Origin of the sequence: Pseudolysinimonas kribbensis (assembly GCF_030161895.1) — a bacterium.
GTDB lineage: Bacteria > Actinomycetota > Actinomycetes > Actinomycetales > Microbacteriaceae > Pseudolysinimonas > Pseudolysinimonas kribbensis.
This window is the reverse complement of record NZ_BSVB01000001.1, coordinates 3194794-3208520: the sequence shown is the minus strand read 5'-3', so window position 1 is coordinate 3208520 and position 13727 is coordinate 3194794. Positions and strand designations below refer to the sequence as shown.

The following is a 13727-nucleotide window of genomic DNA, read 5'->3' as shown; positions in this document are numbered from 1 at the left end:
GGTCTAACGGGCGAGCGCCATGCGGCCCTGGCCGGGCGTGCCGACGACGGTGCCGCCGATGCTCACCGCTCGACCGCGCACGTAGCTGGCGGTGATCGCGGCGTTGATCGTGCGACCGTCGTAGGGCGTCCATCCGACCCGCGACAGCACGCCGTCGTTGCGGATGGTCCACGGGGCGTTCAGGTCGGCGATCACGATGTCGGCGTCCCGGCCGACCTCGAGGGCGCCCTTGCTCGCCGCGAGGCCGAACTTGTCGGCCGGCGCCTGGGCCACGAGCTGGGCGACCCGCTCGATCGTGAGCTGGCCCTTCGTGACCGCGTCGAGCAGCAGCGGGTAGTAATACTGGATGCCGGGCGTGCCTGTGTGGGAGCTCCACATCTGCGTCCAGCCGATCTCCTTCTCCTCGCGCGTGTGCGGCGCGTGATCGGAGGAGCACATGTCGATGGTGCCGTCGCGCATCCCCTGCCAGACGGCCTCGCGGCCCTCGTCGGGCACCCAGTAGCTGAGCGCGTAGGGGCCGAGCGTCTCGACGTCGTTCCAGGTCGAGAGGAAGGGCGCCCAGTGGTTGACCTCGCACGTCACGTCGATGCCGTTGGCCTTGGCGCGGCGCACGGCCTCGATGGAGCGCTTGGTCTGCATGTGCGCGATGTGCACGGGGCAGCCGCTCGCCTCGGCGAGACGGATGACGACGTCGATCGCGGTGTCCCAGATCACGCCGCTGCGCTCGGCGTACGCCTGCGCATATCCCTGCGGCGTGTTCTCCCCGCGGTCCAGGTACTGCTTCTCGATGTAGTCCATGAGCGCCTGGTCGTGCGGGTGGATGATGAACCGTTTGCCGGTCGCCTTGATCTGATCCATCATCCGGAGCAGGTCGCCGTGATCGTGCATGCCCGTCCCGGCGGGGTGGGGATAGGTGCGTCCCGTGTCGACGACCATGTAGACCTTGTACGCCCGGATGCCGCGCTCGGCCATCGGCACGATCTCGTCCGGCTGCGTCGCGGCCGGGTTGTGGTTGTAGTCGACGATCGACTTCTCGGCGTACATCGCGAGCACCTCGTCGAGGGTCTGCGCGGTGGTCGTCGGCGGCTGCAGATTCGGCATGCCGAAGATCGTGGTGACACCGCCGACCGCGGCCTGCTCGGTCGTGGTGGTGATGTCCTCCTTGTGCTCGTACCCCGGCTCGCGGGTGTGCACATGGACGTCGATCATGCCGGGCAGCACGTTCTTGCCCGTCGCGTCGACGATCTCGGCGGCGTCGACCTCGAACTCGCGCGAGACGAGGCCGGCGATGCGCTCGCCGTCGACGAGCACGTCGGCGTCGATCGTGCCGGACGGGGTGGTGACGCGGCCTCCCGCGATGCGGAGCGAGATGGTCATCGGGCAGCAACCTCCAGGTTCTCGATGGATGCCGATCCGGCGGAGGACTCCACCCGGACGTCGGCGGGGCGCACGTAGCGGTCGAACCACTGCACGATCCGGGGCGTGACCTCGGTCCAGTAGCGGTCGTAGGCGGCGTAGTGCGAGGTCTTGCGCTGCATGATGAGCGCCTTCGGGCCCGCCGCGACCTCGTAGAGCGCCTCGGCGTGGTCGGTGGGCGTGGTCGCGTCGGCCTCGACGCCGATCACCATGAGCGGGGTCAGGAGGCCATCGGCCGCGTCGATCGGGCGGTATTCGAGGATCTGCTCGGCGGATGCGAGGGAGATGGCGGTCGGGATCCGCTCGTCGACGTCCGCCTTGATGGTCGTCGTCTTGCGCTCCGGCGTCGGGATCATGATCTCCTCGCGCGGGTGCACCGTGCGCCCGCGCCCGGTGGTGACGCGCAGCTTCGCGTCCTCCTCGAGAGCGCTCAGGTAGGCGATCCACTCGTGCTCCTGGCGCATGCGGTGCAGCCAGTCGCGGCCGTCGGCGACGGGCACCTGGCTGACGACGGCGCGGATCCGCGGGTCGACGCCCGCCAGCAGGACCGCGTTGCCGCCGCCGGTGCCCCCGGTGCCGAAGCAGCCGATGGCATCCGCGATCACGTCGTCGCGGGTCGTCAGGTAGGTGACCGAGTTGCGCAGATCGGTGAGCTGGTCGGCGGGCGACAGGATGCCCTGGTCGCCCTCCGAGTCGCCGAACCCCGGTAGTCGAAGACGAGCACGCCGAACCCCGCGGCGGTGAGTGCCTCGTGGTAGCGGACGTAGAGCTTGGCGTCCTTCAGGCCCAGCCATCCGGGCCCCTGGACGATCGCACGCACCGGCCCGTCGACCGTGTCGGGGGTGCGCCAGATGGCGCTGATGCGGTCACCCTCGCTGTAGAAGGTCACGTTCTCGGTTCGCACTCGTCGTCTCCATCGGCCGGCGTGTTGCTGGCTACTGTATCCAATGTGCAGAAACGTAGCGAACTTCGGCGCCCCAGATCAAGCACCGGGCCGCGACTTTTACGCGTCGGAAACATGCACGCCCTCCCGTCCGGGCGCGCCGGAACGGCCCGCGACGAGCGGGCCGGAGAACTGCCCCGGTCAGGCCTCCTGGGTGACGACGTCCTTCGCCATGATCTCCTCGAGGCCGTCCCGCACCTGATCGAGGTGCTGCCGGACGAGGGTGCTCGCGCCCTTCACGTCGCCGGCGAGGACGGTCTCCGCGAGGTCGGAGTGATTGCGCCCCGCACCGACCGCGACGCGCCACCCGAGCAGGTAGCGCCCGACCGCGGAGCGCAGCTCCTCGATCATCTTGACCAATTGCGGATTGTTCTCGTGGTCGTAGAGCTCGCGGTAGAAGGCGATCCGGATCTCGAGGAACTCCGAGCCCTCGTGCCCTTTGTCCAGCTGCTTCGCGAGCGATCGCAGCCGCGCCGCACGCTCGGGCGTCATCGTCGCGATCGACTTGCCGATCGCGAACGGCTCGAGCAGCTCCCGCAGCTCGAAGATCTCGTGCAGCTGCGCGATCGAGAGGATCGCACGACCGCCCCGCGGCGCGGATGGAAGTCGACGAGACCCTCCGACTCCAGCTGCATGAGCGCCGAACGCACCGGGATGCGGGAGACGCCGATCGCGGTCGCGATCGCCTCCTGTCGCAGTCGCTCTCCCGGCGCGAAGGCGCCGGACACGATCGACTCCCGGATCACCTCGTAGACCATCTCGCCGATGGTCTTGTAGCCGTTGGTGAGCCGAGCGGCCACCTCCTCGAGGTGGACCGTTCCGCGCTGTGCCGTCGTCGCCATCGTCGCCTCCTACAGGTAGCCCGCCACGGTAGCGCGGTGGACGTAGTGCTCCCACATCTTGCCGGGGCGGTGCCCCAGTCCGCCGTAGCTCTCGGCGATCTCGTCGATCTCATCGGGCGTCAGCGGCCGCTGCTCCCCGCCCAGCTGGGTCGCCGCGAGCTGGGTACGCGCGTTCTCCTCGAGGTCGACGCAGTCCATGAAGAGCACGTCGAACCGATCGCCGACCACCACGGTGCCGTGCGAGCGGAGCATGCACGCGCCCGCATCGCCGAGCGTCGCCGCGACGGCGTCGCCCTGCTGCCTCGTCCGGATGTGCCGGGTGTCGGGGTGGACGGCCAGCCCGTCGGGGAACTTGTAGGCGAAGTGCCGCATCGGCAGCATGGCGCGGTCGGTCATCGTGAAGGTGGTCGAGAGCGATGGATGCCCGTGGCAGATCACCGAGACATCCGGGCGGGCACGGTACACGCCGGTGTGGATGGCGGCCTCGGCGACGGGGATGCCCTCCCCGCGCACGAGCTCGCCCTCCAGGTCGATGACGAGCAGGTCGTCCGGCGTGATGGCGGCCCGGCTCGCGTCGCGCGGCTGGATGAGCACCTCGTCGGTGCCGGGGATCCGCGCGCTCACATGGCCGCTGTAGTCGAGGACGCCGGTGTAGACCAGCAGACGCGTGCACGTGACGAGGTCACGGCGCAGCTGCTGCTCGACCGCCGGGGTGCTCATCCGAGCTGCCGCAGGGCCGGAAGCACCTCGTCGCCGTAGAGCTTGAGGAATCGCTCCTGATCGGGACCGGGAGCGTGGAACACGAGGTGGGTGAAGCCCATGTCGACGTACTCCCGGATGCGGGCGACGTGCTCCTCGACATCGGTCGAGACGATGAAGCGGCTCGCGGTCCGTTCGACCGGCAGCGCGTCGGCGAGGCGCTGCATCTCCACCGGGTCCTCGACGCCGGTCTTCTCCTCCGGCTTCAGCGCCAGGGCGCCCCAGAACTGCGTCGCCTCGAGCGCCTTCTGCCGGTCGTGGTCGAACGACACCTTGACCTCGAGCAGGCGGTCGACGTCGGCGTCTGCGCGGCCGGCCTTTCCGATGCCGTCCTCCAGCGCCGGGATGAGCGTGTCGACATACAACTCCCGCCCCTTGCCGCTCGTCGTGATCCAGCCCTGCGCCACGCGACCGGCGAGGCGGGTGGCCGCGGGGCCGGCACCGGCGATGTAGATCGGAACCGGCGTCTCGGGCCGGTCGTAGATCGTCGCGCGCTCCACGCTGTAGTAGGTGCCCTGATAGTCCACACGCTCCTGCGTCCACAGGGTCTGGATGAGCTCCACCGACTCCTTGAGTCGTGCGAAGCGCTCCTTCTGCTCCGGCCACTCGATGCCGAGCGGCTTCTCGTTCATCGCCTCTCCGGAGCCGACGCCGAGGACCACGCGGCCCGGGTACAGGCATCCGAGGGTGGCGAACGCCTGAGCGATGACGCCCGGGTGGTACCGATAGGTCGGGGTGAGCACACTGGTGCCCAGGATGATCCGCTCGGTCGATGCGCCGAGCGCGCCCAGCCAGGGCAGCGCCGCGGGCGCGTGCCCGCCGTCGTGCCGCCAGGGCTGGAGATGGTCGCTGGTGAAGACCGAATTGAACCCGTTCTGCTCCGCCAGCACGCCGTACCGCAACAGCTCGGAGGGCCCGAACTGTTCTGCCGATGCCTTGTATCCGAGCTTGAGCACGCCGCCTCCTGGGTGACCTAAATCGTCTTTTGGCTACAATATACATAGCTCGGTCGCCCCGCGGTGAGGGCGCTGCCAGGATGGAGCCATGACGACCAGGGCGATCGGCATCGACATCGGCGGAACGGGCATCAAGGGGGCGGTGGTCGACCTCGACGCCGGCGAGCTCGTGACCGACCGCGTGAAGGTGCCCACGCCGAAGGGCGGTGAGCCCGACGACATCGTCGCCGCCGTTGCGGAGATGGTCGACGGGTTCGGCGAGGTCGCGAAGGAAACCCCGATCGGCGTCTGCTTCCCCGCCGTCGTGCTGCACGGAGTGACCATGTCGGCCGCCAACGTCTCCAAGAAGTGGATCGGCCTCGCCGCCGAGAAGCGGTTCGAGGCGTCGCTGCACCGCGACATCCTGTTCGTCAACGACGCGGACGCGGCGGGGGTCGCCGAGGTGCGCTACGGCGCCGCGAAGGGCCGCGACGGTCTCGTGATCCTCACCACCCTCGGCACGGGGATCGGCAGCGCCGTCCTGTGGAACGGCCAGCTCGTGCCCAACAGCGAGCTCGGCCACCTCGAGGTGGACGGGCACGACGCCGAGAAGCGGGCGGCGTACTCGGCGATGGAGCGCGACGACCTCGACTGGAAGCACTGGGCCAAGCGCCTGCAGCGCTACTACGACGTGCTCGACGCGCTGCTCTGGCCGGACCTGCTGATCGTGGGCGGCGGCGTCTCGAAGAACGCGCACGAGTTCCTGCCGCTGCTCAAGCTGCGTCCCGAGATCGTTCCGGCCGTGCACCTGAACAACGCCGGCATCCTCGGCGCGGCCGCGCTGGCCGGCGATCTGAGCGACGCACGGCACTGATCAGGAAACCGTCAGGACCCGTCGCCGGGCCGTGAGGATCCCGTCAGGATCGATCTGGCCGCCGGTGCGCGGGCGTTCACTCGTGGCGTGCTCGATATCATCTACGTCCTGGCGATCCTCGCGCTGACCGCTCTCGTGACCCTGGTGGCCACGGGGATCGAGAGGCTGTGATCGCCTTGACCGTCGTCGCCGCCGTGCTGGCGGTCGCCGCGATCGGGTACGTCGTGGCCGCGCTCGTGCGACCGGAGAAGTTCTGATGGTGCCCACCGGGACCGAGTGGACGCTGTTCGCCGCCCAACTGCTGACGCTCGCCGTCGTGCTCGGGCTCGTACAGGTGCCGCTCGGCGATCACATCGCGCGCGTCTTCACCACGACGAAGCACTGGCGCGCCGAGCGCGGCTTCTACCGGATCATCGGCGCCGACGGCGACGCCGAGCAGAGCTGGAGCGTCTATCTGCGCTCGGTGCTGGTGTTCTCGCTCGTCGGCATCCTGCTCGTCTACGTGTTCCAACGCCTGCAGACCTGGCTGCCGTGGTCGCTCGGCCTCGGCCGTCCCGGCGAGGCGCTGTCGTTCAACACGGCGGTCTCGTTCGTGACGAACACGAACTGGCAGTCGTACTCCCCCGACACGACGCTCGGCTACACCGTGCAGCTCGTCGCCCTCGCGGTGCAGAACTTCCTCTCCGCCGCCGTCGGCATCGCCGTCGCCGTAGCGCTCGTGCGCGGGTTCTCGTACCGACGCACGAGCACGATCGGCAACTTCTGGGTCGACCTCACGCGCGGCACGCTCCGGATCCTGCTGCCGCTCTCGATCGTCGCAGCGATCGTGCTCATGGCCGGCGGCGTGATCCAGAATCTCGGTGGCTTCCAGCACATCACGACCGTCACCGGCGCCACCGCCACGATCCCGGGCGGTCCGGTCGCCTCGCAGGAGGCGATCAAGGAGCTCGGCACCAACGGCGGCGGGTTCTACAACGCGAACTCGGCCCACCCGTTCGAGAACCCGAGCGCCGCGACGAACCTGTTCGAGATCTTCCTGCTGCTGCTGATCCCGTTCTCCCTGCCCCGCGCCTTCGGCCGGATGGTCGGCGATCAGCGGCAGGGCTGGGCGATCCTGGCCACGATGGGGGTCTTCTGGCTCGTCTCGAACGTGCTGCTGTTCTGGGCGGAGATCAGCGCCTCCGGCACGGCTCCGCAGCTCGCAGGCGGCGCGATGGAGGGCAAGGAGGACCGGTTCGGGATCGCGGCCTCGACGATCTTCACCTCGTCGACGACGCTGACCTCGACCGGCGCCGTGAACTCGATGCACGACAGCTACACCGCTCTCGGGGTGCCGTGACGCTGTCGGACATGATGCTCGGGGAGGTCGCGCCGGGCGGCGTGGGCGCGGGGCTCTACGGCATCCTGGTGCTCGCCATCATCGCGGTGTTCGTCGCCGGCCTCATGGTCGGGCGCACCCCGAGTACCTGGGCAAGAAGATCGGGCCGCGCCAGATGAAGCTCGCGAGCCTCTACATCCTGACGACACCGACTCTGGTGCTGCTGGGAACGGGGCTGAGCTTCGCGATCCCGGCCGTCAAGACGGACCTCGTGACGACCTCGATCGGGAACCCCGGCACGCACGGGTTCAGCGAGGTGCTCTACGCGTTCACCTCGGCCGCGAACAACAACGGTTCCGCGTTCGCGGGCATCACGGCGAACACCTCGTGGCTGAACTCGGCGCTCGGCGTGGTCATGTTCCTCGGGCGGTTCGTGCCGATCGTCTTCGTGCTGGCCCTCGCCGGCTCGCTCGCCCAGCAGGACAGGGTGCCGGTCACCGCGGGCACCCTGCCCACGCACCGGCCGCTCTTCATCGGGATGCTCATCGGTACCACGCTGCTCGTCACCGCCCTCACCTACTTCCCCGTGCTCGCGCTCGGGCCCCTCGCAGAAGGACTGAAGTAAGCCATGACCGTCGTCACCGAGACCTCCGCCGCCGCGTCGTCGCCGTCTCCGAAGGGCCGCGGAAGCGCGCTCTCGTGGGGTCAGTTCGTGCAGGCGCTGCCCGGCGCGTTCCGCAAGCTCGACCCGCGGCTCATGTGGCGCAATCCGGTGATGTTCGTCGTCGAGGTCGGCGCCCTGCTCAGCACCGCCTATGCGATCGCCGAGCCGTTCCTGCACGCGCCGGTGTCGAGTGCCCGGCCCCTGCCGCCGACCTTCAGCGCCGCGATCGCCGTCTGGCTGTGGATCACGGTCCTGTTCGCCAACCTGGCCGAGTCGATAGCGGAGGGGCGCGGCAAGGCCCAGGCCCGGTCGCTGCGCGCGACGCGCACCTCGACGCTCGCCCACCGCGTCCCGCGCTACGACGGGGCCGATCCGGATGCCATGGCCGACGAGACGACGGACGTCGCCTCGTCGGACCTCCGGCTCGGCGACGTCGTGATCGTCACCGCCGGCGAGGTGATCCCCGGTGACGGCGACATCGTCGCCGGCATCGCGAGCGTCGACGAGTCGGCGATCACCGGCGAGTCCGCTCCGGTCGTGCGCGAGCACGGCGGCGACCGAAGCGCGGTCACCGGCGGCACCCGGGTGCTTTCCGACCGCATCGTGGTGCGGATCACGTCCAAGCCCGGCGAGACCTTCGTCGACCGCATGATCAGGCTCGTCGAAGGCGCCGCGCGGCAGAAGACGCCCAACGAGATCGCGCTCAACATCTTGCTCGCGAGCCTCACGATCGTGTTCCTCATCGTCGTGCTCGTGCTGAATCCGATGGCCGATTACCTGCACGGCGCGACCACCATCGTGGTGCTCATCGCCCTGCTCGTCTGCCTCATCCCGACCACGATCGGCGCCCTGCTGAGCGCCATCGGCATCGCCGGCATGGACCGGCTCGTCCAGCACAACGTGCTCGCCATGTCGGGTCGCGCGGTGGAGGCGGCCGGCGACGTGACCACCCTGCTGCTCGACAAGACCGGCACGATCACCTACGGCAACCGGCGAGCGACCGAGTTCGTGGTACTGCCCGGCATCTCGCAGGCCGTGCTCACCGAAGCAGCCCTGATGTCGTCGCTCGCCGACCCGACGCCGGAGGGCAGCTCCATCGTCGACCTGGCCGGCGGTCACGTGCCGGTTCCCGAGGGCGCCACGATCGTCCCGTTCACCGCCCAGACCCGGATGTCGGGCCTCGACCTCGCGGACGGCTCGGAGGTGCGCAAGGGTGCCGGGTCGAGCATCGCCGCGTGGATCGGCGGCGAATCGGCACCCGGTCTGCAGGACATCGTCGACAAGATCGCGCAGTCCGGTGGCACGCCGCTGGTCGTAGCCACCAAGGACGCCGCAGGCGCGGGCCGCGTGCTCGGGGCGGTCCATCTCAAGGACGTCGTGAAGACGGGGCTGCGCGAGCGCTTCTCCGAGCTGCGCGCCATGGGCATCCGCACGGTCATGATCACGGGCGACAACCCCCTGACCGCCCGGGCGATCGCCGCCGAGGCCGGCGTCGACGACTACCTCGCCGAGGCGACCCCGGAGGACAAGCTCGAGCTGATCAAGAAGGAGCAGGCCGGCGGCAACCTCGTCGCGATGACCGGCGACGGCACGAACGACGCGCCGGCGCTCGCGCAGTCGGACGTCGGGGTGGCCATGAACACCGGCACCTCGGCCGCGAAGGAGGCGGGCAACATGGTCGACCTCGACTCCGACCCGACGAAGCTGATCAACATTGTGCGGATCGGCAAGCAGCTGCTCATCACCCGCGGCTCGCTCACCACCTTCTCGATCGCCAACGACGTGGCCAAGTACTTCGCGATCATCCCGGCGATGTTCGCCGTCGTGTTCCCGGGCCTCGCCGTGCTGAACGTCATGCACCTGCACTCGCCGGCGTCCGCCGTGCTGAGCGCGATCGTCTTCAACGCCCTCGTGATCGTCTTCCTGATCCCGCTTGCGCTCCGGGGGTGGGATACCGGCCGCGCCCGGCCGCATCGATCCTCGGCCGCAACCTGGCGATCTACGGTCTCGGCGGCCTCGTCGCCCCGTTCATCGGCATCAAGCTCATCGACCTCGTCGTCACCCTCATCCCCGGCTTCTGAGCCGTTTGGCGTCCGAAAGGAGCATCATGAAGCTCACGCGCCAGGCGTGGACCGCCCTCCGCGCCATGATCGTGCTGACGATCGTCCTGGGCATCCTGTACCCGGCCGTCATCTGGGTCGTGGGGCTGGCCATGCCGAGCCAGTCGAACGGATCGCTGCTGCGCGACTCCTCCGGCGCCGTCGTCGGCTCCTCGCTCATCGGGCAGTCGTACACCGACAAGGAGGGCCGACCGCTGCCGCAGTGGTTCCAGTCGCGCCCATCCGCCGCCGGCACCGGATACGACGCGAGCGCTTCCTCGGGCTCCAACTACGGCCCCGAGAACAAGGAGCTGATCGCGGCGATCCGGGCGCGTCAGGCCGGTATCGCGAAGCTCGACGGTGTCTCCACAGCGCGGATCCCGGCCGATGCGGTCACCGCATCCGCCTCGGGGCTCGACCCCGACATCAGCGAGGCGTACGCGCTCCTGCAGGTCGGCCGGGTCGCCGCCGCGCGCCAGCTCGACACGCCGACCGTGCGCGCACTCGTCGAGAAGCACGTCGCGGGCCGCGAGCTCGGCGACCTCGGCGAGCCGGTCGTGAACGTCGTGGAGCTCAACCTCGCACTCTCCCAGCTCCACTAGCGGCAGACTGCGTTCATGAGGCAGGGCCGGCTGCGGGTCATGCTCGGCGCCGCCCCCGGCGTCGGCAAGACCTACACGATGCTCGAGGACGGCGCCCGCCTGCGCCACGAGGGACGGGACGTGGTCGTCGCGGTCGTCGAGACCCATGGGCGGGCCGCCACATCCGCCCTGATCGACGGGCTCGAAGTGATCCCGCGCCGCACGGTCGAGCACCGCGGAGTCGTGCTCGACGAGATGGACCTCGACGCCGTGCTCGCCCGGCATCCGGACCTGGCCCTCGTCGACGAGCTCGCCCACACCAACGCCCCCGGATCACGGCACGCCAAGCGCTGGGAGGACGTCGCGACCCTGCTCGACGCGGGCATCGACGTCATCTCGACGGTCAACATCCAGCACATCGAGTCGCTCAACGACGTGGTGCAGCAGATCACCGGGGTGCCGCAGCGCGAGACGATACCGGATGCAGTGCTGCGCGACGCCGACCAGGTCGAGCTCGTCGACGTCGCTCCGCAGGCGCTCCGCGACCGGCTGGCCCAGGGAGTCGTCTATCCCGCGGCGCGCGTCGACGCGGCCCTCAGCAACTACTTCCGGCTCGGCAACCTCACCGCCCTGCGCGAACTGGCGCTCCTGTGGCTCGCGGACGAGGTCGACAGCGCCCTGCGTGCCTACCGCGAGGAGCACGGCATCTCGGCGCCGTGGGAGGCCCGTGAGCGGATCGTCGTGGCCCTCACGGGCGGCCCGGAGGGCGACACGCTCCTGCGTCGCGGGGCGCGCATCGCGCAGCGTTCGGGCGGCGGCCAGCTGTACGCGGTGCACGTGACCAGCCCCGACGGGCTCACCCGCCCCGGGGCCGGCATCCTTGCCGCCCAGCGGAGCCTGGTCGAGACGCTCGGCGGCACGTTCCGCCAGCTGGTCGCGGAGCAGGTGCCGCAGGCGCTGGTCGAGTTCGCCCGGAGCGTCAACGCGACCCAGCTCGTCATCGGCGTCAGCCGGCGCGGGCGGCTGCGCGCGTTGCTCGGCGGCGCCGGCACCTCGCAGGGCGTCATCCGGCTCGCGGGCGACATCGACGTGCACATCGTGTCGCACTCCCAGGCCGGCGGGCTCGGGCTCCCGAAGCTCACCGGCGCGCTCTCGGTGCGACGGCGGATCGCGGGCGTCGCCGTCGCCGTGCTCGGCATGCCGCTCCTCACCCTGCTGCTCTCGCTCGCGCGATCACGCGAGACGCTGCCGATCGACGTGCTGTCGTTCCAGTTGCTCGTGGTCGTGGTGGCGGTGGTGGGCGGGATCTGGCCGGCGCTGTTGGCGGCGGTGATCGCCGGGTTCTTCCTCGACTTCTTCTTCCTGCCGCCGCTGTACGTGATCCGGATCCAGGACCCGCTGCATGCGCTCGCTCTCGTGATCTTCGTCGCAGTGGCGGGTCTCGTCAGCATCGTGGTCGATCAGGCGGCGCGCCGGGCGACGGTGGCCGCACGGGCCTCGGCCGAGGCGGAGGTGCTCGTCGCCGTGGCCGGGAGCGTCATCCGGGGCGGTGACGCGCTGCACGCGCTCGTGGGGCGGCTGCGAGAGGCATTCGCGCTCGCGAGCGTTCAGCTGCGCCAGGGCGCCCCCGGGGAGGAGCAGGAGATCGTCGCGGCCGCGGCCGACCCGTCGATCGCGCGGGACGCCGACCAGGAGTCGGCTCTGCCGCTCGGCGAGCACGCCGAGCTCGTGCTCCGCGGCCGTGTGCTCGATTCGTCCGATCGCCGCGTCCTCGGAGCGTTCGCCTCGCAACTGGAGGCCGCTCTGGTGCAGCGTCGGCTGACGGCCGCGGCCGAGGAGGCGCGCCCGATCGCCGAGGCCGACCGCCTCCGGAGCGCACTGCTCGCCGCGGTCGGTCACGATCTGCGCCGCCCGCTCGCGGCGGCCACGGCCGCGGTCACATCGCTGCGGTCCTCGGACGTGCGGCTCAGCCGGCACGACAAGGGCGAGCTGCTGGCGACCGCTGACGAGAGCCTGCGCTCGCTCGGCGCTCTGGTCACCGATCTGCTCGACGTCAGCCGCCTCCAGGCCGGCGTGCTCGGAGTCACGACGCAAGCGGTAGCGCTCGACGACGTCGTCGGCGGCGCGCTCGACGAGCTGGGACTCGCGCCCGGCGACGTGGCGCTGGAGCTCTCCCGCGTCGCCCCCGTGCGGGCCGACCCCGTGCTGCTGCAGCGCGCGGTCGTCAACCTGCTCACCAACGCGCTGCGCTACGCCCCCGCCGCAACCGCGCCGGTCATCGCGACGAGCGAGCTCGGCGACCGCGTGCAGCTGCGGGTCATCGACGCGGGTCCCGGGATCCCGGAGCATCGGCGCGAGGATGTCTTCGTACCCTTTCAGCGCGTCGGCGACACCGACAACACCGCCGGCATCGGGCTCGGCCTCGCCCTGTCGAAGGGGTTCGTGGAGGCGATGGGCGGCACCCTCGAGGCGGAGGACACGCCCGGCGGCGGCCTGACGATGGTGGTCGAGCTCGGGGCGGCCGCGTGAGGATCCTGATCGCGGACGACGACCCGCAGATCCTGCGGGCGCTGCGCATCACGCTCACCGCGCGCGGCTACGAGGTCACCGTTGCCGCCGACGGCCGCACCGCGCTCGACGCCGCGACTCGTACGCATCCGGACATCGTCGTGCTCGACCTGGGAATGCCCGGCCTGACCGGGGTGCAGGTCATCGAGGCGCTGCGCGGATGGACCCAGGTGCCGATCCTCGTGGTCTCCGGCAGGAGCGACTCGTGGGACAAGGTCGAGGCCCTCGACGCGGGTGCCGACGACTACGTGACCAAGCCGTTCGCGGCCGATGAGCTGCTGGCCCGGATCCGCGCGCTCGGCCGGCGCGCGCCCACCGCTCCGGAGGCTCCCGTCGTCGCATTCGGAGACGTGGTCGTCGACCTCGCTGCGCGGGCGGTGACCCGTGCGGGCTCGACCGTGCGCCTCACCCCGACCGAATGGCGGCTTCTCGAGGTGCTGCTGCGGCATCCGGGGCGCCTCGTGACACGCGAGACACTGCTCACCGAAGTGTGGGGACCGCAGTACACCACCGACACCGGATATCTGCGCCTGTACCTCTCCCAGCTGCGCAAGAAGCTCGAACCGGAGCCCGGTTCACCCAGGTATCTGCTCACCGAAGCGGGGATGGGATACCGCTTCGCGCCCGAGGCGCCCGCGGCCGGGTGATGTTTCGGTTCGGTGAACATTCCCGCTGAGACCCGTTTTGGCCACGTAGGGTGCGCTACTCTTCTGGCTCAACAGTTCCGG

The 13727-nt window shown here is 70.2% G+C and carries 11 protein-coding genes and 2 pseudogenes; 7 read left to right on the top strand and 6 right to left on the bottom strand.

What is annotated here, in order from left to right; translation table 11 throughout:
* Positions 1-3: 3 nt before the first annotated feature.
* The 6 genes from QQK35_RS17655 to fgd all read right to left on the bottom strand — a co-directional run bounded on the left by QQK35_RS17655 (position 4) and on the right by fgd (position 4916).
* Entirely contained in the window at positions 4-1377 is a 1374-nt protein-coding gene (locus QQK35_RS17655; RefSeq protein WP_284255316.1) for a dihydroorotase, read from the bottom strand.
* Entirely contained in the window at positions 1374-2210 is an 837-nt protein-coding gene (locus QQK35_RS17650) for an alpha/beta hydrolase (RefSeq protein ID WP_348534976.1), read from the bottom strand. The genes QQK35_RS17655 and QQK35_RS17650 overlap by 4 nt, the downstream gene beginning before the upstream one ends.
* Positions 2211-2500: 290 nt before the next feature.
* A complete protein-coding gene (locus QQK35_RS17640) occupies positions 2501-2851 on the bottom strand; it encodes an FCD domain-containing protein (protein ID WP_284255313.1) in 351 nt (116 codons plus the stop codon).
* Positions 2848-3201, bottom strand: a complete 354-nt coding sequence (locus tag QQK35_RS17635) for a GntR family transcriptional regulator (RefSeq protein ID WP_284255312.1) — start codon at positions 3199-3201, stop codon at positions 2848-2850. Before QQK35_RS17635 ends, QQK35_RS17640 begins: the two co-directional genes overlap by 4 nt.
* 9 nt (positions 3202-3210) lie before the next feature.
* Positions 3211-3921: a class II aldolase/adducin family protein gene (locus QQK35_RS17630; RefSeq protein WP_284255311.1), complete on the bottom strand. Its 711-nt coding sequence runs from the start codon at positions 3919-3921 to the stop codon at positions 3211-3213.
* Positions 3918-4916 (bottom strand): glucose-6-phosphate dehydrogenase (coenzyme-F420), encoded by a 999-nt coding sequence (gene fgd / locus QQK35_RS17625; protein WP_284255310.1) that lies wholly within the window; start codon positions 4914-4916, stop codon positions 3918-3920. The genes QQK35_RS17630 and fgd overlap by 4 nt, the downstream gene beginning before the upstream one ends.
* Positions 4917-5004: 88 nt before the next feature.
* On the opposite strand from fgd, the gene ppgK reads away from it, so the two are divergent.
* From ppgK to QQK35_RS17590, 7 genes and pseudogenes are all read left to right on the top strand, one after another.
* On the top strand, positions 5005-5769 hold the full coding sequence (gene ppgK, locus QQK35_RS17620; RefSeq protein WP_284255309.1) for a polyphosphate--glucose phosphotransferase: 765 nt from the start codon (positions 5005-5007) through the stop codon (positions 5767-5769).
* A gap of 167 nt (positions 5770-5936) precedes the next feature.
* Positions 5937-6026 carry a potassium-transporting ATPase subunit F gene (locus tag QQK35_RS17615; protein WP_284255308.1) on the top strand — a complete coding sequence of 30 codons (90 nt, stop codon included), beginning with the start codon at positions 5937-5939 and terminating at the stop codon, positions 6024-6026.
* Positions 6026-7712: pseudogene (kdpA, locus tag QQK35_RS17610) on the top strand (potassium-transporting ATPase subunit KdpA). The gene QQK35_RS17615 and the pseudogene kdpA overlap by 1 nt, the downstream one beginning before the upstream one ends.
* 3 nt (positions 7713-7715) lie before the next feature.
* Positions 7716-9832 (top strand): annotated as a pseudogene (kdpB, locus tag QQK35_RS17605) (potassium-transporting ATPase subunit KdpB).
* A 26-nt stretch (positions 9833-9858) separates the two neighbouring features.
* A complete protein-coding gene (gene kdpC, locus QQK35_RS17600; protein ID WP_284255307.1) occupies positions 9859-10452 on the top strand; it encodes a potassium-transporting ATPase subunit KdpC in 594 nt (197 codons plus the stop codon).
* A gap of 15 nt (positions 10453-10467) precedes the next feature.
* Entirely contained in the window at positions 10468-12960 is a 2493-nt protein-coding gene (locus QQK35_RS17595; RefSeq protein WP_284255306.1) for an ATP-binding protein, read from the top strand.
* Complete coding sequence (locus QQK35_RS17590; RefSeq protein ID WP_284255305.1) at positions 12957-13646, top strand: response regulator; 690 nt, start codon at positions 12957-12959, stop codon at positions 13644-13646. The genes QQK35_RS17595 and QQK35_RS17590 overlap by 4 nt, the downstream gene beginning before the upstream one ends.
* The last annotated feature ends 81 nt before the right edge of the window (positions 13647-13727 follow it).

Coding starts and splice junctions, on each gene's coding strand:
- QQK35_RS17640 (WP_284255313.1), bottom strand. CDS start 2,851: ATGACGCCCGAGCGTGCGGCGCGGCTGCGATCGCTCGCGAAGCAGCTG.
- QQK35_RS17595 (WP_284255306.1), top strand. CDS start 10,468: ATGAGGCAGGGCCGGCTGCGGGTCATGCTCGGCGCCGCCCCCGGCGTC.
- QQK35_RS17655 (WP_284255316.1), bottom strand. CDS start 1,377: ATGACCATCTCGCTCCGCATCGCGGGAGGCCGCGTCACCACCCCGTCC.
- QQK35_RS17650 (WP_348534976.1), bottom strand. CDS start 2,210: ATGGCTGGGCCTGAAGGACGCCAAGCTCTACGTCCGCTACCACGAGGC.
- QQK35_RS17630 (WP_284255311.1), bottom strand. CDS start 3,921: ATGAGCACCCCGGCGGTCGAGCAGCAGCTGCGCCGTGACCTCGTCACG.
- QQK35_RS17635 (WP_284255312.1), bottom strand. CDS start 3,201: ATGGCGACGACGGCACAGCGCGGAACGGTCCACCTCGAGGAGGTGGCC.
- ppgK (WP_284255309.1), top strand. CDS start 5,005: ATGACGACCAGGGCGATCGGCATCGACATCGGCGGAACGGGCATCAAG.
- kdpC (WP_284255307.1), top strand. CDS start 9,859: ATGAAGCTCACGCGCCAGGCGTGGACCGCCCTCCGCGCCATGATCGTG.